The sequence below is a fragment of the Flavobacterium sp. N1719 genome, assembly GCF_025947045.1.
GTDB classification, from domain to species: domain Bacteria; phylum Bacteroidota; class Bacteroidia; order Flavobacteriales; family Flavobacteriaceae; genus Flavobacterium; species Flavobacterium stagni.
On record NZ_CP109993.1, the window covers coordinates 2,159,898 to 2,178,369 of the forward strand.

General features: G+C 41.1%; 13 protein-coding genes, 2 tRNA genes and 3 rRNA genes. 11 read left to right on the forward strand and 7 right to left on the reverse strand.

From position 1 onward, the window contains the following. Window positions 1-16 precede the first annotated feature (16 nt). The 6 genes from OLM45_RS09195 to OLM45_RS09220 all read right to left on the reverse strand — a co-directional run bounded on the left by OLM45_RS09195 (window position 17) and on the right by OLM45_RS09220 (window position 5,591). Window positions 17-703, reverse strand: a complete 687-nt coding sequence (locus OLM45_RS09195; protein WP_264509682.1) for a Lipl32 family lipoprotein — start codon at window positions 701-703, stop codon at window positions 17-19. A 133-nt stretch (window positions 704-836) separates the two neighbouring features. Further along, on the reverse strand, window positions 837-1,955 hold the full coding sequence (gene dnaN / locus OLM45_RS09200) for a DNA polymerase III subunit beta (RefSeq protein WP_129462473.1): 1,119 nt from the start codon (window positions 1,953-1,955) through the stop codon (window positions 837-839). Between the two features lie 63 nt (window positions 1,956-2,018). Further along, window positions 2,019-3,695, reverse strand: coding sequence for a gliding motility-associated ABC transporter substrate-binding protein GldG (gene gldG, locus OLM45_RS09205; protein WP_264509683.1), 1,677 nt, complete (start codon window positions 3,693-3,695; stop codon window positions 2,019-2,021). Then, entirely contained in the window at window positions 3,695-4,426 is a 732-nt protein-coding gene (gene gldF / locus OLM45_RS09210) for a gliding motility-associated ABC transporter permease subunit GldF (RefSeq protein ID WP_129462475.1), read from the reverse strand. The genes gldG and gldF overlap by 1 nt, the downstream gene beginning before the upstream one ends. A gap of 45 nt (window positions 4,427-4,471) precedes the next feature. Further along, complete coding sequence (locus tag OLM45_RS09215; RefSeq protein WP_264509684.1) at window positions 4,472-4,768, reverse strand: putative quinol monooxygenase; 297 nt, start codon at window positions 4,766-4,768, stop codon at window positions 4,472-4,474. Window position 4,769: 1 nt separating this feature from the next. Continuing rightward, window positions 4,770-5,591, reverse strand: coding sequence for an S-adenosyl-l-methionine hydroxide adenosyltransferase family protein (locus tag OLM45_RS09220; RefSeq protein WP_264509685.1), 822 nt, complete (start codon window positions 5,589-5,591; stop codon window positions 4,770-4,772). Window positions 5,592-5,698: 107 nt separating this feature from the next. Here OLM45_RS09220 and OLM45_RS09225 point away from each other — a divergent pair, with 107 nt between their 5' ends. The 4 genes from OLM45_RS09225 to OLM45_RS09240 all read left to right on the forward strand — a co-directional run bounded on the left by OLM45_RS09225 (window position 5,699) and on the right by OLM45_RS09240 (window position 8,653). Next, window positions 5,699-6,649 (forward strand): PhoH family protein, encoded by a 951-nt coding sequence (locus tag OLM45_RS09225; protein ID WP_264509686.1) that lies wholly within the window; start codon window positions 5,699-5,701, stop codon window positions 6,647-6,649. Then, window positions 6,649-7,104 carry a hypothetical protein gene (locus OLM45_RS09230; protein ID WP_264509687.1) on the forward strand — a complete coding sequence of 152 codons (456 nt, stop codon included), beginning with the start codon at window positions 6,649-6,651 and terminating at the stop codon, window positions 7,102-7,104. The genes OLM45_RS09225 and OLM45_RS09230 overlap by 1 nt, the downstream gene beginning before the upstream one ends. A 55-nt stretch (window positions 7,105-7,159) precedes the next feature. Further along, window positions 7,160-8,110: a phosphoribosylaminoimidazolesuccinocarboxamide synthase gene (locus OLM45_RS09235; RefSeq protein ID WP_264509688.1), complete on the forward strand. Its 951-nt coding sequence runs from the start codon at window positions 7,160-7,162 to the stop codon at window positions 8,108-8,110. A 180-nt stretch (window positions 8,111-8,290) separates the two neighbouring features. Next, window positions 8,291-8,653: a hypothetical protein gene (locus OLM45_RS09240; protein WP_264509689.1), complete on the forward strand. Its 363-nt coding sequence runs from the start codon at window positions 8,291-8,293 to the stop codon at window positions 8,651-8,653. A 78-nt stretch (window positions 8,654-8,731) separates the two neighbouring features. On the opposite strand, the gene OLM45_RS09245 is transcribed toward OLM45_RS09240, so the two are convergent. Beyond that, window positions 8,732-9,820 (reverse strand): M42 family metallopeptidase, encoded by a 1,089-nt coding sequence (locus tag OLM45_RS09245; RefSeq protein ID WP_264509690.1) that lies wholly within the window; start codon window positions 9,818-9,820, stop codon window positions 8,732-8,734. Between the two features lie 28 nt (window positions 9,821-9,848). On the opposite strand from OLM45_RS09245, the gene OLM45_RS09250 reads away from it, so the two are divergent. The 7 genes from OLM45_RS09250 (at window position 9,849) to OLM45_RS09280 (ending at window position 18,467) form a co-directional block, all read left to right on the forward strand. Further along, the gene (locus tag OLM45_RS09250) at window positions 9,849-10,583 is read left to right on the forward strand and encodes a DUF4294 domain-containing protein (RefSeq protein ID WP_319799970.1); all 735 of its coding nucleotides are present in this window, start codon (window positions 9,849-9,851) and stop codon (window positions 10,581-10,583) included. Window positions 10,584-10,949: 366 nt separating this feature from the next. Continuing rightward, window positions 10,950-12,465 (forward strand): 16S ribosomal RNA (locus OLM45_RS09255). Window positions 12,466-12,555: 90 nt separating this feature from the next. Then, window positions 12,556-12,629, forward strand: a tRNA-Ile gene (locus tag OLM45_RS09260). A gap of 87 nt (window positions 12,630-12,716) precedes the next feature. Next, a tRNA-Ala gene (locus tag OLM45_RS09265) sits at window positions 12,717-12,790 on the forward strand. A 167-nt stretch (window positions 12,791-12,957) separates the two neighbouring features. Further along, window positions 12,958-15,832: ribosomal RNA gene (locus OLM45_RS09270) — 23S ribosomal RNA — on the forward strand. Between the two features lie 120 nt (window positions 15,833-15,952). Continuing rightward, a 5S ribosomal RNA gene (gene rrf / locus OLM45_RS09275) occupies window positions 15,953-16,062 on the forward strand. Together the 16S, 23S and 5S rRNA genes with 2 tRNA genes alongside form the textbook arrangement of a ribosomal RNA operon. Before the next feature lie 464 nt (window positions 16,063-16,526). After that, window positions 16,527-18,467: an alpha-1,4-glucan--maltose-1-phosphate maltosyltransferase gene (locus OLM45_RS09280; RefSeq protein ID WP_264509691.1), complete on the forward strand. Its 1,941-nt coding sequence runs from the start codon at window positions 16,527-16,529 to the stop codon at window positions 18,465-18,467. Window positions 18,468-18,472 lie beyond the last annotated feature (5 nt).

The following is an 18,472-nucleotide window of genomic DNA, read 5'->3' on the forward strand; positions in this document are numbered from 1 at the left end:
TTTATTACAGGAAGTATTATTTTTTAGCAGCTTTGGCTAAATCTTCTGGTTTTGTAGCCACAGCAACACCGGGTAATGCAACAGGAGCACCTAATTGAGCTAGGAAACTACCTTGTACTTCTCCTGTTTTGTAGGTTGTAAATCCAATACGGTACAAGCCCATTACTAAGGATTTTGTTGGGTTACTTGGATCGCTAGTAATACGCATTAACGAATTGTATTTGCTTCCTGACGGTTGTGCAGGCATTTCGCTTGAGTCGTCATTGGATTCAATAGTTGTCCATTTTGCCGTTTTGGCTTTGGCAGCTACATCTTCCAATTTCAAAATACCTTCAGCACGTTCAAAGGTTACCCACGTATCAAAATAACTGGTACGTTCTGCATTGGCTGAAAAATCAGCTGATACATAATCTTTATCCGTTGGTTTTGCATTTTCAGGAGCGGGTGAAATCATGCGCACCCCGATTTCTGGAGCGGCAATTGGAATCCACACGTACAAATAGTACATTTTTTTTCCTCCTTTTACTTCATCCGGTTTAGAACCGGGTTTGATGTACCCGTAGTAGCTGATTAAATCGGTGTAAGGAACACGGATTTCTTTCCCCATTACTGATTTTTTGGCCAGGTCAGCGCCAAATTTGTCTAACTTTTGTGCTTGTGCGGATAAGCCAATCATCACGCAAAGTGCAAGTAATTTTTTCATGTTGGTTTGATTAGATTAGTACCTACTCTTTTATAGGTTTTCGGTTACGCCTTGTCAATCAAATATATTAATTTTTTGTATAAAAAAAAACCACCCCAATAAGGAGTGGTTGTTTTTTTATAAATAGTCGTTCTTAATTGTTCAACATAACTGGCATCACCAACATGGTTACGCTTTCCCCTTCGTCTAATCCATCAACCGGTGTTAAAATACCGGCACGGTTTGGCATTGACATTTCCAATTGGATTTCATCCGACTGTAAATTGGTTAACATCTCGGACAAAAAGCGGGAGTTGAAGCCAATTTGCATATCGTCTCCTTGGTAATCACAGGTCAAACGCTCTTCTGCTTTGTTACTGTAATCGATATCTTCAGCCGAAATATTCAATTCGGCACCAGCAATTTTTAAACGAATTTGGTGGGTCGTTTTATTCGAGAAAATAGCCACACGACGCACCGAACTAAAGAACTGCGTACGGTCAATGATCAATTTATTCGGATTTTCTTTTGGAATTACCGCTTCATAGTTGGGGTATTTCCCATCGATTAAACGACAAGTCAGGACATAATTTTCAAAAGAGAAGGTCGCATTAGAATCGTTGTATTCGATTTTCACTTCAGCATCCGAAGTACCTAAGATATTCTTTAAAATATTCAAAGGTTTTTTCGGCATGATGAAATCAGCTACTTGTGAAGCTTTTACATCCGTACGTGCATATTTTACCAATTTGTGGGCATCGGTAGCTACAAAAATCAAACCTTCAGGAGAGAATTGGAAGAAAACACCACTCATTACCGGACGTAAATCATCGTTTCCAGCGGCAAAGATTGTTTTGCTAATGGCTGTAGCTAATACTTCAGCAGGAACTAAGGTAGAAGAAGGGTCTTCCAATTGTACCGATTTAGGGAATTCTTCTCCTGGTGCATAAGCGATGGCATATTTTCCAGAATTGGAACTAATTTCGATCGTATTGTTTTCTTCTACAGTGAATGTTAGGGGTTGCTCAGGAAATGTTTTTAGGATATCCAATAACAACTTAGCAGGAACAGCGACACTTCCGTTATCTGTCGATTCAATTTCAAGCGTTGCAGACATCGTCGTTTCAAGATCCGATGCCGAAACGGTCAATGCTTTTTTATTTAATTCAAAAAGGAAATTATCTAAAATGGGCAAGGTATTGCTACTGTTGATCACACTACCTAAAACCTGAAGTTGTTTGAGTAAATACGAACTCGATACAATGAATTTCATTTCTATTTATTTTTTACAAATATATCGTAAAGATGCAGATTTCAAAAAGTTTTTTTATTAACACTAGCGGGCAAATCGGCGCTTGCGTAAGAAAGTGAACAAGAATCCAAAAACCCCTAAAATCAATAAAGGAAGGGCAACTGTAATGATTTGAGAACTCGTATAGTTTTCTTTCACTTTATTTGGGTCCAATAATGCCAAATGTACTTCTTTGGTTCGGATGTTGATAAGTCCGTTGTCATCCAACAAATAATTGACACAGTTCAGCATAAATTCTTTGTTGGCATACATTTTACCCGTCCATTTGTCGTAACCCAATTCCATCGGTTGGAAATCCTTGTCCAATTGATTTTTGACAATATCTCCATCGCCAATCACAATCATTTTCCCGGGTTTTCCTGTAGGTTTAAACGAAGGATCTTTAAAAGGCAATACCCGGTTTTCAAATACCGAATGGAAATTACCTTCCAATAATACCGCCAGCGGAATATTCCCATAGCCTTTGGGGAAATCTTTGGGTTCGGGTCGTTCAGCCACCATGTTTAGGTTGACTGGAAGCGGTGTTCCAATCGCTTTTGAATATTGTGAGGAGTGTAATAAAATGGTTTTACGAACATCATTCTGAAGGATTTCAATAGGATTACAGAAATCAAACTTGATCATGTCCAAATTATTCACAATCGGATGTTTGGAATCGGAATAGACTGCGGGAGAAAACAACCACGGATATTGATTGTACTGGGTAGCATTCCCTTCTTGACCTGTAGCCAATGTAATAGGGCAAGCCAAGACATCTTTCACTAAATCCCGTTTGAATCGCACCCCATATTTAAAGAACATATCGTCCAAATTCAAATCTCTTGGAAATGCCAAGCCTTCGCCTGTCCGCATCAAACTGTCCATTTCAATATTCACTTGATCGAGCATCCAAATGGATTTTCCACCATGAACCACAAACTGATCCAAGACTTCTTTTTCTGCATCGGTGAAGGCCTCAGTGGGTTTTGCAATAACCGCCAAATCGTATTTTTGTAATTCTTTTAATGTAGCATTAGGATTTTTGGCCACAGAATCCAACGTAAAGGGTCCGATGAAATAATTCTCTTTGATGTTGCGCAAGAAATCACCCATTTGCAATTCATGCAATTCGCCATTCCCTTTAATCACGGCAATTTTCTTCTGACGTTTGGTAGTAATCGTATTGAATCCGTTGGCAAACGCATATTCCAAGTGTTGGACCGAACTCTCGACTTTTTGTGCTGTCGAAGCACCCATCATGTTTTTCAACAAGGGAACTTTGGTGCTGCGATCGCCATAAGTTACCACCGCCCATGGAAAAACGAGTTCTTCGGTTTGTTTTCCTTTGTCATTAAGCGTCACATTGATGGGAGTTAATCCGCGTTCATAAAACTGTTGAATGGTTTTGTCGCGCGTAGCATCATCTTCCAACGGGTTAACAAATTGGAAAACAATATTCGGGTTTTGCGCTTTAAATTCCTCTAATAATTGTTGGGTTTCCGTTTGCAATTTTTTGAATTCACCCGGAAAGCTTCCTTCTAAAAAGACATCTACATACAGCGGTTTGTCAATTTTTTGTAAAATGAGATCGGAAGTCTCGGAAAGGGTATAGCGGTGATCCGAAGTAAGGTCAAAGCGTTTGAATACCAAATTTCCGGCAATGTTCAAAGCTATAATGGCAACTAAAGTGGCTCCTAAAAATTTAAAATTCAACTTTTTCATTACGATTTCAAAGCTTTAAGTTGTTGCACAGTCAGGGTCAAAAAGAAAAAGGAAACACTCACAAAATAAAGGACATCACGGGTGTCGATAACGCCGCGTCCCATACTTTTAAAATGGTATTCCATACCGATGCGGGAAACGTAATCACGACCATCTTTTAAAAAATCAAGACTGGACAATCCTTCAAATCCGTAATAAAATAAGAAGCACAAAAATACCGACACGATAAAGGCCACAATTTGATTTTCAGAGAGTGTCGAAGTGAATATTCCGATGGAGGCATAACTCGCTATTAAAAAAAGCAAGCCGAAATACGAACCGAGGGTATTGCCCAAGTCGATCGGACTGTCTTTCATGCTCAAATCGGAAATGGTGTACACGTAAATTAGTGTAGGCAGGATGGCCATCACAATTAAAACGACGGCACCTAAAAACTTTCCATTCACAATTTGCCATAAACTCAACGGTTTGGTCATCAACAATTCGATAGTTCCTTGTTTCTTTTCATCGGAAAAACTACGCATGGTCACGGCAGGAATTAAAAAGAGTAAAATCCAGGGAGCCAAAGTGAAAAAGGGCGTCATGTCAGCAAACCCGCTATTTAATATGTTGAATTCTCCTTCAAAAACCCAAAGGAAAAGTCCGTTGAGTAACAAAAAAATAGCAATCACCAAATAACCAATGGGTGAGCCAAAGAAGGATTTAATTTCTCTAAAAAGAATCGATTTCATGAATAATTAGGGAGTTTAGTTTAAAGTAAACGCCAACTTTTAATTTTATTGCAAACTTACTAATTTATCAACACTCCACGCTTGGGGTTTGTCGTTGAATAATTTTTTGGTGAATGTCCAAATTTCATCAAACAAAGCCGAATTGCGGTAGTTGTCCAAATCTGCTTCCGAATCCCAGTAACTGTAGGTAAAAAACACACACGGATTGTGCTTGTCTTGATACAATTCTAATAATTGGTTTCCGGGAGAATTGCGAATGTGTGCTTTCATCAATTCGAAATTTTCTAGAAATGCAGGGATGTTTTCTTCGTGAAACGATAATTTGACAATGCGTATTAACATGCTAAGATTTAAATTCGATTAAAATAAAGTCGCGGTAGCGCAGTCCCAAAAGGGTAGAAGCAGTTCCGGTATGTGGACTACTTTTGTAGATGCCAATTTCTAAAAAGCCCGCTTCATTGAAGATGGCAATGGTTTTACCAGTGTGATCCGATTTGGAATCCACTTGTTCAATGTCGGCATATTTGGCATAAATCGTTTTGAGTTTATCTCTTTTGATGGTCAATTCATACGGCCTTCCTTTAGCCATATCCAGAAATAACTGTTGATGAATGTTGGTCACCGCATTTCCAAAATGGTCAATGTACATGACATAGCCTTTGATGGACTGATTTTCGGGGGAGAGTACGGGTTGCAATTCGGTAACTTCATGCAACTGGGTAATTGTTTTGCCGATTACATTTAGATTTCCCCCTTTGACAAGATGAACCGCTACAGTTGCGAACACATCCATATCCGTTGCATCCGGTTGTAGCCGATCGTGGATGGTAATTTCGACCATTTTTTCGGGAACTATTTTTCGCATGAGCATACTCAAGATACCGTTATTGGCCGCAATAAAATAGTGTCCGTTCCATAAAACGGCAATGTGATTGATTTTTGGTGTCCGACTAGCATCTACACCAATAAGGTGCACGGACCCTTTTGGAAAACGAGTGTAGGCGGCGCCAACAATGTAACTGGCTTCAGCGATGTTAAATGGACTCACCTCGTGGGAAAGGTCAACAATCAATGCTTCAGGATGTTGAGAAAGCAAACTGCCTTTCAAAGCACCCACAAAGTAATCCTTGAGTCCGAAGTCGGTCGTAAGGGTAATTATTGACATAAAATTGTTTATAACTAAATTCGGAACAAACCGCCGTGTTTCTTAAATTTGAGATGATTGCAAAGCTAATCAAATATTAGGAATTTTTAACCCTAAAACCACTGCTTTTGAACGAAAGAATCATCGAACTGCATGACATCGCACCTAAAGAATTTTGGGGTGCACAAGATGCCCACTTGGAAACCATCAAAAAGTATTATCCCAAATTAAAAATTGTAGCGCGTGGCACTACGTTAAAGGCATTTGGCGAGAAAGAAGAATTGGATGAGTTTGAAACCCGTTTTAACCGATTGATGTTGCATTTTACACGCTACAATAATATTGATACCAATGTCATTGATCGTGTTATTCAGAGTAATTCATTTGAGGAACAACGAATGCCCGATCACGACAAGATTTTGGTGCATGGTTTGGGCGGAAAATTAATCAAAGCGATTACACCCAACCAACAAAAATTAGTCGAGTCTGTAATGAAAAACGACATGGTTTTTGCGGTGGGTCCGGCGGGTACGGGTAAAACGTATACCGGAGTTGCCCTGGCTGTAAAGGCATTGAAAGAAAAGCAAGTCAAGCGTATCATACTAACGCGACCAGCGGTTGAAGCCGGAGAAAACTTAGGTTTTTTGCCGGGAGATATGAAAGAAAAACTGGATCCGTACATGCAACCGTTGTACGATGCCTTACGGGACATGATTCCGCCGCAAACCTTGGAAGATTATTTGTTAAAAGGAATTATTCAAATTGCACCTTTGGCTTTTATGCGCGGTCGAACGTTGGATAATGCCTTTGTGATTTTGGATGAAGCACAAAATACGACCCATTCACAGATGAAAATGTTTTTAACGCGTATGGGGAAAAATGCCAAGTTCATTATCACGGGAGATCCAGGTCAGGTTGATTTACCGCGTCGCACCATTTCTGGATTGAAAGAAGCACTTTTGATTTTAAAAGATGTCGAAGGGGTCGGAATTCTTTATTTGGACGATAAAGACATTGTGCGCCACCGTTTGGTGAAAAAAATCATCGATGCCTACAAGCGTATCGAAAATCAAGATTAATGAAAGACTATTTTAAACATGATAAAGGCTATCTCTTAATTAATGAGGAAGCCTTTTTTTTAACATCATCGGGCAATTGGTCGGAAATTCTGAGTTTGTCTGAAAAGTCAATTAGTTCCCGTAAAGTAAATAATCGTCGAGCAGATAGAATGTATTATTTTGTCGGCCTGCTGATGGTAGCTTGCTTTTATGCATTTTATTCAAAAAAAATACTTGCTGGATTTGGCGGAATGGCATTGTTATTTTTTGTTTGGAATTATTTAAAAAATGAAACCACGGCTCGGTATAAGATTCCCTTGCAAAAAATAATCCAGTTGGAGATTACGGAATCAAGGAAATTACAAATTCGATTTTATAATGAGATGGGACAAGAGGACACAGAATACATTCATGGAGTTGAGCCAAGAGGTATCGCTTTTCTCAAAAAGAATTTTATTAAATTCATTGTTTCATAATTGGTTTTTTCGTTTTTAAAGGTACTTTTGCACCACACAACAACATAACTACATAATGCAAACGCTAACCACTACTCAGTTCCAATTCCCGGGACAAAAATCAGTATACCGCGGAAAAGTTCGCGAAGTCTATAACATCAATGACGAATTACTTGTCATGATCGCTACGGATCGCCTTTCGGCTTTTGATGTTGTTTTACCTAAAGGGATTCCTTATAAAGGTCAAATTTTAAATCAAATTGCAACTAAATTTATGCAGTTAACTCAGGACATAGTACCAAATTGGTTGATTGCTACACCCGACCCAAATGTAGCCATCGGACACTTATGTTCGCCTTTCAAAGTTGAAATGGTTATTCGTGGGTATTTATCCGGACATGCGGCACGGGAATATGCATTAGGAAAAAGAACCTTATGTGGTGTCACTTTGCCTGAAGGAATGAAAGAAAATGATCGTTTTCCAGAGCCTATTATTACGCCTACAACAAAAGCGGATTTTGGAGTGCACGACGAAGATATTTCTAGAGAGGCTATTTTAGTCAATGGGATTGTATCGGAAGAAGATTATTTGGTGTTGGAAAAATATACCCGGGCTTTGTTTCAAAGAGGAACAGAAATTGCAGCTTCGAGAGGATTGATTTTGGTGGATACCAAATACGAATTTGGAAAAACCAAAGAAGGAAAAATCGTTTTGATTGACGAAATTCATACGCCCGACTCTTCCCGCTATTTTTATGCCGATGGTTATCAAGAACGTCAAGACAAGGGTGAAGCCCAAAAACAATTATCGAAAGAATTTGTTCGCCAATGGTTAATTGCCAATAATTTCCAAGGAAAAGAAGGGCAAGTCATTCCTGAAATGTCTGAAGATTATGTTAATTCGGTTTCTGAGCGGTATATCGAACTTTACGAGAATATTCTTGGTGAAAAATTTGTGAAGGCCGATATTCAGCGTATCGAGCAACGTATAGAAACCAATGTGAACCACTATTTGGAACAACGCTAACGTTAACAAAATACTAAAATTACAAGGTCGCTCTAAAAAAGCGGCCTTTTTTTGTAACAAAGGTTTTTGAGGTTCGTCTAGTATAGTGTAACCGAGTTTGATTTTAAGTCAGCACTGACAAGGCTACTAGGTTATACATAGTAATTAATCATCATCAATCACATTAAAAAAATAACAAAAATGAAAACAGCAATTATTTATTTCGGACTTATCGTTTCTTTGTTTGGAAACACCGTATTGGCTAACAGTAAAAGTAATGATCGAATAGGATCTTTTGAATCAGTTTTGTCTTTTGACAAAGGAGTGCGATTAACTAAACCAGAAGTAGCAGTTGAATCAGATACCACACAGTTAAACGAGGTATTAGCACCGATTGCTTCTGCAGATAAAAATGAATTGGATTTGGTTGTAGCAGAAGGATACAAAATTACCGAATCCCAACCTCAGGAATATCAAGTCTTAACCATTCAACCCACCATTAAAGATACGATATTATTCAATGAATCGGTTATAGAAAGTGATACTTTACAAAACCGATTCTAAGCACAATAGAAGGTTTGACCCCCTTCAAAACTAGCGTTGTCAATTAAAAAATCCCAAACCGTAAGTTTGGGATTTTTTTTATTGGAAATACGAAAAATTATGGTTGTCCTCTATTTTCAAAAGAGATTCATAAATCAGTTTAATCACATTTTCCACATCATCACGATGCACCATTTCAACGGTGGTGTGCATATAGCGTAAGGGTAAAGAGATTAACGCGGAAGCCACGCCCCCATTACTGTAGGCAAAAGCATCGGTGTCGGTTCCAGTCACACGAGAAGTGGCATGACGTTGGAACGGTATTTTATGCGCATCCGCTGTATCAGTAATTAAATCGCGAAGTATGTTTTGAACAGCAGGTGCATAGGCAATTACGGGTCCTTTCCCCATTTGCAAGTCGCCTTCAATTTTTTTGTCAATCATGGGTGTAGTGGTGTCATGACAAACATCGGTAACAATGGCAACATTGGGTTGGATGGTTTGAGTAATCATTTCTGCACCGCGTAAACCGATTTCTTCTTGAACAGAATTTACGATGTACAATCCGAAAGGAAGTTTTTTCTTGTTTGCTTTTAACAATCGAGCGACTTCTGCAATCATGAATCCGCCCATGCGATTGTCAAGGGCACGACAAACGAATTTATCACCATTCAGAATCATAAATTCGTCAGGGTACGTAATTACACACCCAACATGAACACCAAGTTTTTCAACTTCTTCTTTAGTCGAACACCCCACATCAATAAAGATGTTATGTAAATTGGCGGTTTCCTCTTTACCACGATTGCGGGTATGGATGGCAGGCCAACCGAAGACCCCTTTTACAATGCCGTTTTTGGTGTGGATATTGACACGTTTTGAAGGTGCAATTTGATGATCAGAACCACCGTTGCGAATCACATAGATGAGTCCGTTGTCCGTAATATAATTGACATACCAGGATATTTCATCAGAGTGTCCTTCAATGACAACTTTAAAAGGAGCTTCAGGATTGATTACACCAACCGCTGTGCCATAGGTGTCGGTTATAAAAGTATCCACATAGGGTTTTAGGTAATTCATCCATATTTTTTGCCCTTCGGATTCGTAACCTGTTGGTGAGGCATTATTCAGGTACTGTTCTAAAAACTGTAGCGAATCGTTAGTAAGAATTGTTTTTTGTGCCATTTGATTATTTTTTGGCTAAAATAAAAATTTGGCATCAGACTTGTATGGGCTTTTCCATAAATTTGTATATTGTTTTATAGGTATGAGAAAGATTTTATTTATTGTCGTTTTTTTATGTTTTGGTTCGATTTGGGGACAAGAAGTAAAACCGGTCACACAAAATGATCAAACAAGGGAAGTAGAAGTGGACACCATGAAGATGGACACTATATTATTAGACGAAGTTTTAATTTCAAAAATTAAAATGAGCGAAGCGGATAAAAAAGAATTTTTATTGCTTCAAAATAGAGTGTATAAAGTATATCCCTATGCTAAGTTGACGGCAGAAAAACTAATTGCAATTAAAAAGAACATGGCGACCTTAAAAACAAATAAGGAGAAAAAACGCTATATGAAGATTGTAGAGGATTATTTGGAGAATGAATTCAAAGAACGATTGAAAAAACTTTCTCGAAAGCAAGGACAAATTTTAGTAAAACTAATCTACAGGCAAACGGGGATTTCAACCTATGACTTAATAAAGGAGTACAAAAGTGGTTGGAAAGCATTTTGGTCAAATACAACAGCCTATTTATTTGATATTAATTTAAAGACTACGTACCGTCCTTTTGATAATAATGAAGATTATTTAATAGAAACCATATTATATAGAGCATTTTTTGACGGACGGTTGGTAGAACAAAAGCCAGCAAATCCCATCGATATTGACGAATTAAACGCCCATTGGGAAGAATTAGCTAAGAAATTAAATAAAAAGAAATAAAATTTAGTTTTAATAAAACAAAGCCATTCAGTGATTTACGGATGGCTTTTTCTGTTTTTAGCACAATTGTTAATAACTACGCTAAATTTTATTTGGAATAAGAGGGAATAGGTTTCTATATTTGCACTCCCAAAACGGAAGAATTGGGGTTCGGGATTGAGGTAAAAGATTTCGAAAAAAAATTGCGAAAGTATTTGCTAATTAAAAAAAGAGTTTTACTTTTGCACCCGCTAACCGAGAGAGGTTGGTTGAATAGAGAAGACAAGTTCATAGACATATTGGATTGACAGCAAAATAAGAGAGAGTAAGGCTAATTGAATCGATTAGAATTAAGCTAGAACCCGAGTCAAAAAAAATCAAAAATCTACGATGAAGAGTTTGATCCTGGCTCAGGATGAACGCTAGCGGCAGGCCTAACACATGCAAGTCGAGGGGTAGAAGGAGCTTGCTCCTTTGAGACCGGCGCACGGGTGCGTAACGCGTATGCAATCTACCTTTTACAGAGGGATAGCCCAGAGAAATTTGGATTAATACCTCATAGTATATATCATTCGCATGTTTGGTATATTAAAGTTCCAACGGTAAAAGATGAGCATGCGTCCCATTAGTTAGTTGGTAAGGTAACGGCTTACCAAGACGATGATGGGTAGGGGTCCTGAGAGGGAGATCCCCCACACTGGTACTGAGACACGGACCAGACTCCTACGGGAGGCAGCAGTGAGGAATATTGGTCAATGGACGCAAGTCTGAACCAGCCATGCCGCGTGCAGGAAGACGGTCCTATGGATTGTAAACTGCTTTTGTACGGGAAGAAACACTCCTACGTGTAGGAGCCTGACGGTACCGTAAGAATAAGGATCGGCTAACTCCGTGCCAGCAGCCGCGGTAATACGGAGGATCCAAGCGTTATCCGGAATCATTGGGTTTAAAGGGTCCGTAGGCGGTTTAATAAGTCAGTGGTGAAATCTGGTCGCTCAACGATCAAACTGCCATTGATACTGTTAGACTTGAATTACTGTGAAGTAACTAGAATATGTAGTGTAGCGGTGAAATGCTTAGATATTACATGGAATACCAATTGCGAAGGCAGGTTACTAACAGTTGATTGACGCTGATGGACGAAAGCGTGGGGAGCGAACAGGATTAGATACCCTGGTAGTCCACGCCGTAAACGATGGATACTAGTTGTTTGGAGCAATCTGAGTGACTAAGCGAAAGTGATAAGTATCCCACCTGGGGAGTACGAACGCAAGTTTGAAACTCAAAGGAATTGACGGGGGCCCGCACAAGCGGTGGAGCATGTGGTTTAATTCGATGATACGCGAGGAACCTTACCAAGGCTTAAATGGGAAACGACGTATTTGGAAACAGATATTTCTTCGGACGTTTTTCAAGGTGCTGCATGGTTGTCGTCAGCTCGTGCCGTGAGGTGTCAGGTTAAGTCCTATAACGAGCGCAACCCCTGTTGTTAGTTGCCAGCGAGTCATGTCGGGAACTCTAACAAGACTGCCAGTGTAAACTGTGAGGAAGGTGGGGATGACGTCAAATCATCACGGCCCTTACGCCTTGGGCTACACACGTGCTACAATGGACGGTACAGAGAGCAGCCACTACGCAAGTAGGAGCGAATCTATAAAACCGTTCTCAGTTCGGATCGGAGTCTGCAACTCGACTCCGTGAAGCTGGAATCGCTAGTAATCGGATATCAGCCATGATCCGGTGAATACGTTCCCGGGCCTTGTACACACCGCCCGTCAAGCCATGGAAGCTGGGGGTACCTGAAGTCGGTGACCGTAAGGAGCTGCCTAGGGTAAAACTAGTGACTGGGGCTAAGTCGTAACAAGGTAGCCGTACCGGAAGGTGCGGCTGGAACACCTCCTTTCTAGAGACGTTAAAGGGGAATTGATTTTAGGAAAAGAGATTAGTATTACTCTCGCTGTTAGTTCAAAAAAAAAGATAAGCATAATTACAGAGTCTCGTAGCTCAGCTGGTTAGAGTACTACACTGATAATGTAGGGGTCGGCAGTTCGAGTCTGCCCGGGACTACTGAAATGCTTAAAAAGGAAATTCTAGAGGTTGAGTAACCGTTTGAAGTACTGTTAACTGAAAACTGTTAACTGAACACTGGAAAACGGGGGATTAGCTCAGCTGGCTAGAGCGCCTGCCTTGCACGCAGGAGGTCATCGGTTCGACTCCGATATTCTCCACGAATTGATTTGAAGATTAATCAATTTGAAGATTTGAAGATTCATTTTCAAATTCTCAAATCATTAAATTTTCAAATTAATAAAAGTTCATTGACATATTGGGATAAGATAAAATACAAACAAAGTAGAAAGCACAGGCGCTTGCTAATTATAGTAAGCACCAACATACATAAGCAAAATAAGGGCGTATGGGGGATGCCTAGGCTCTCAGAGGCGATGAAGGACGTGATAAGCTGCGAAAAGCTGCGGGGATTGGCACACACGAGTTGATCCGCAGATATCCGAATGGGGCAACCCAATACATTGAAGATGTATTACTCCGATAGGAGGGCGAACCCGCTGAACTGAAACATCTAAGTAGGCGGAGGAGAAGAAAACAATAGTGATTGCGTGAGTAGTGGCGAGCGAAAGCGTAGGAGCCCAAACCAAAGTTGTTACGGCAATTTTGGGGTTGTAGGACCACGAGATTTGATGCTAACTGAACTGGAACTACCTGGAAAGGTAGACGATACAAGGTGATAGTCCTGTACAGGTAAGGGAAGTTATTGATAGTGGTATCCTGAGTAGGGCGGGGCACGTGAAACCCTGTCTGAATTTGCCGGGACCATCCGGTAAGGCTAAATACTCCTGAGAGACCGATAGTGAACCAGTACTGTGAAGGAAAGGTGAAAAGAACCGTGAATAACGGAGTGAAATAGAACCTGAAACCATACGCTTACAAGCGGTCGGAGCCCTTTAGAGGGGTGACGGCGTGCCTTTTGCATAATGAGCCTACGAGTTACCGTTGCTGGCAAGGATAAGTACTTCAGGTATGGATCCGTAGCGAAAGCGAGTCTGAATAGGGCGCTTGAGTCAGTAGTGGTAGACGCGAAACCGTGTGATCTACCCATGGGCAGGATGAAGCTGTGGTAACACATAGTGGAGGTCCGAACCGGTTGACGTTGAAAAGTCTTCGGATGACCTGTGGGTAGGGGTGAAAGGCCAATCAAACTCGGAAATAGCTCGTACTCCCCGAAATGCATTTAGGTGCAGCGCTGATGTTGAGTTATATAGAGGTAGAGCTACTGATTGGATGCGGGGGCTTCACCGCCTACCAATTCCTGACAAACTCCGAATGCTATATAATATAATCAGCAGTGAGGGCATGGGTGCTAAGGTCCATGTCCGAGAGGGAAAGAACCCAGACCATCAGCTAAGGTCCCCAAATGTATGCTAAGTTGAACAAACGCGGTTTGTCTGCATTGACAGCTAGGATGTTGGCTTGGAAGCAGCCATTCATTTAAAGAGTGCGTAACAGCTCACTAGTCGAGCGGACGAGCATGGATAATAATCGGGCATAAGTATACTACCGAAGCTATGGACAGAATATTCTGTGGTAGGGGAGCATTCTAACAGGGCCGAAGGTGTAGCGTGAGCTATGCTGGACTGGTTAGAAAAGAAAATGTAGGCATAAGTAACGATAATGCGGGCGAGAAACCCGCACACCGTAAGACTAAGGTTTCCTCAGCTATGCTAATCAGCTGAGGGTTAGTCGGGGCCTAAGGCGAATCCGAAAGGAGTAGTCGATGGATAACGGGTTAATATTCCCGTACTACTTATAATTGTGATGGGGTGACGGAGTGATGAAAGTACCGCCAACTGACGGAATAGTTGGTTAAAGTACGTAACTAAAGGCCTTGTAGTTAAATGCGCAGGGACTGGTGAAATACGATAGTACACGGCGTCTTCGGACAAAGTGATAGTGTACCTAAGGGCTTCCAAGAAAAACCTCTAAACTTAGATTATAAGTACCCGTACCGTAAACCGACACAGGTAGTCGAGGAGAGAATCCTAAGGTGCTCGAGAGATTCATGGCTAAGGAATTAGGCAAAATAGACCTGTAACTTCGGGAGAAAGGTCGCCAGCAGCAATGCTGGCCGCAGTAAAAAGGTCCAGGCGACTGTTTATCAAAAACACAGGGCTCTGCAAAATCGTAAGATGAAGTATAGGGCCTGACACCTGCCCGGTGCTGGAAGGTTAAGAGGAGATGTTATCTTCGGAGAAGCATTGAATTGAAGCCCCAGTAAACGGCGGCCGTAACTATAACGGTCCTAAGGTAGCGAAATTCCTTGTCGGGTAAGTTCCGACCTGCACGAATGGTGTAACGATCTGGACACTGTCTCAGCCATGAGCTCGGTGAAATTGTAGTATCGGTGAAGATGCCGATTACCCGCAGTGGGACGAAAAGACCCTGTGCACCTTTACTATAGCTTAGTATTGACCTTGGATAAGTGATGTGTAGGATAGGTGGGAGACTATGAACCGGGTTCGCCAGGATTCGGGGAGTCATTGTTGAAATACCACCCTTTGCTTATCTGAGGCCTAACCCCGTATTGCGGGGGACATTGCTTGGTGGGTAGTTTGACTGGGGTGGTCGCCTCCAAAAGAGTAACGGAGGCTTCTAAAGGTTCCCTCAGCACGCTTGGTAACCGTGCGTAGAGTGCAATGGCATAAGGGAGCTTGACTGAGAGACATACAGGTCGATCAGGTACGAAAGTAGAGCATAGTGATCCGGTGGTTCCGCATGGAAGGGCCATCGCTCAAAGGATAAAAGGTACGCCGGGGATAACAGGCTGATCTCCCCCAAGAGCTCATATCGACGGGGGGGTTTGGCACCTCGATGTCGGCTCGTCACATCCTGGGGCTGGAGAAGGTCCCAAGGGTTGGGCTGTTCGCCCATTAAAGTGGCACGCGAGCTGGGTTCAGAACGTCGTGAGACAGTTCGGTCTCTATCTACTGCGGGCGTTAGAAATTTGAGTGGATCTGATTCTAGTACGAGAGGACCGAATTGGACTGACCTCTAGTGTATCTGTTGTCTCGCCAGGGGCACCGCAGAGTAGCTACGTCGGGAAGGGATAAGCGCTGAAAGCATATAAGCGCGAAACCCACCACAAGATGAGATTTCTTTTAAGGGTCGTGGAAGATGACCACGTTGATAGGCTATAGGTGTAAAGGCAGTAATGTCATAGCCGAGTAGTACTAATAACCCGTAAGCTTATGTATCGATACCGTCCCGAGCAATCGGGACGGGTCAGCTTTGTTCTTTTATCTTATCTTAGTATGTTAAAATATAAGCGTAGCAATACGCGCTTTAGCTAATCCGATTAGCTCAAAGCCACAACTTAAGGTGGTTATTGCGTCGGGGCTCACCTCTTCCCATTCCGAACAGAGAAGTTAAGCCCGACTGCGCAGATGGTACTGCATAACTGTGGGAGAGTATGTCGCCGCCTTCTTTTAGTGAGGCCCTTCAATTTGAAGGGCCTCATTTTTTTTATCCGTGCGGCGGAATGAATTATGAATTATAAATGATAAATGATTCGTAGTGCCTGCTCATTAGCAGGTAAAAAAAATGTTGATAAACGCACTCACCCGCGTGAGGGATAGTAGTGGAAAGCCCACAGCGCAGTGCAACGGAGCGCGGACTTGCAACGGATAGCCCGACCCGGAGGGGCACGCTAAAAAAATTAGGAATTTTAAATTATGAATTATGAGTTCTAAACTCTGAAATCTAAACTCTAAAATCTAAATTCTAAATTGGAAATATTCAGATTCTGATTCAATCTTGTCATTTGACCTCACTATTAGCAAGAAGAATTTAAATACACCATACTTTATTGAAATATCTGTAAAATTGCGGTGGGCTGCTTGCGTTTTCTCTTTTTTTTATAAATTTAAGAGGTCTATAAAATGTTAAAACATGTTCAATCAAAAACGCGTAATCATTGAAAATGTTACGCCTCAAGTCGATAATGGAACTTTTCCAATCAAACGAATTACAGGTCAAAAAATACAAATAACTGCCGATGTGCTTGCCGATGGACATGATGTGCTTGAAGCTACTGTACATTTCAAACACGAAAAAGAAAAAAAATGGACGGAAGTTCGATTAAATTCTGTTCCTAATGACAGCTTTGTTGGTGAATTTACTGTTGAAAAGCAAGGATTTTACAGTTATTTTGTTGAAGCTTGGGTAGACTATGCCCTTAATTGGCAATACGGAATCACCAAAAAGATCAAAGACAATCAACATGTAAAATCGGAATTACTGGAAGGAATTGAATACATCAAACCCTTATTGGATTCTGTTTCAGCCTCTGAAAAAAAATATTTGAACCAAGTTGCCGCTTGGTTTGCTGACGATAATGCGTATACTCAAGCCATTGAGGCTGCTGTTTCATCTGATTTGCAAGCTCTATTTAAAAAATATCCCACCAAATTCTTAGCCAACCAAACGCAAGAATTTAAAGCCTATGTCGATCGACAAAAAGCGTTATTTAGTACGTGGTACGAGTTTTTCCCGCGCTCTGCTTCGTCGATTCCTGGAAAACATGGGACGTTTAAAGACTGTGAAGCGCTATTACCTCGGGTCGCTAAAATGGGATTTGATACGCTCTATTTTCCTCCCGTGCACCCGATTGGAGAAGTCAACCGTAAAGGGAAAAATAATGCGACGGATGCTGCACCTGGTGATGTGGGTTCGCCCTGGGGAATTGGTTCACATCATGGTGGCCATAAGGCATTACACCCTGAACTTGGAACGCTAGATGATTTTAAATCCTTGGTGAATACCGCCAAAGATTTGGGAATCGAGATCGCGATGGACTTTGCATTACAAGCCGCTCCCGACCATCCGTGGGTGAAAGAACATCCGCAATGGTTTAAATGGCGTCCGGATGGAACCGTGCAGTACGCTGAAAATCCGCCCAAAAAATACCAAGATATTTTACCCATTTATTTTGAAACACCCGATTGGAAAAATTTGTGGAACGAACTTCTAAGTTGTGCGCTCTATTGGGTAGAGGAGTGCGGTATTCGCGTTTTTCGCGTGGATAATCCGCATACCAAGCCTTTCTATTTCTGGGGTTGGTTGATAAATGAAGTGAAAAAGAAACATCCCGATGTGTTGTTTTTATCCGAGGCCTTTACCCGCCCAAAAATTATGCATGAATTGGCCAAGCAAGGTTTTACCCAATCCTACACCTATTATACGTGGCGCAATACCAAAGCGGAGTTGCAAGAGTATTTGACCGAATTAACGCGTACCAATCAGCGGGAGTTTTTCCGACCTAATTTTTGGCCCAATACGCCCGATATCAATCCGTTTCCATTACAAGGCGCAAACGAAAGTACACATTTACAGAAATACTTTTTAGCCGCAACCTTAAGTTCATCGGTCGGAATTTACGGTCCCGTTTTCGAATTTATGGTTTCAGACGCAATTCCTGGCAAAGAGGAATATTATGACAGTGAAAAGTACCAAACACGTGATTGGGATTGGAACCATGAAAATAAAATCACGATGTTGATTAGCAAAATCAATGAAGTACGTAAACAAAACGCTTCTTTGCAACAAACCAACAACATCGAATTTTGTGATACCGATAACGAACAAGTCATCGCTTATTACAAATTTGATGACGATAAATCCAATGAAACTTTAATGATAGCCAGCTTGGATGCTTATTATACCAAACAAGCATGGGTAAAATTGCCATTGGCTTCTCTCGGAATTCAGAACGGACAAAATATTACCGTTGTCGATTTAATTACCGGAAACAGCTACCATTGGGATAAAGAATGGAATTTTGTCGAATTGCATCCCACATTGCCCTTCCATTTGTTCAAAATAATCAAATAATCGAA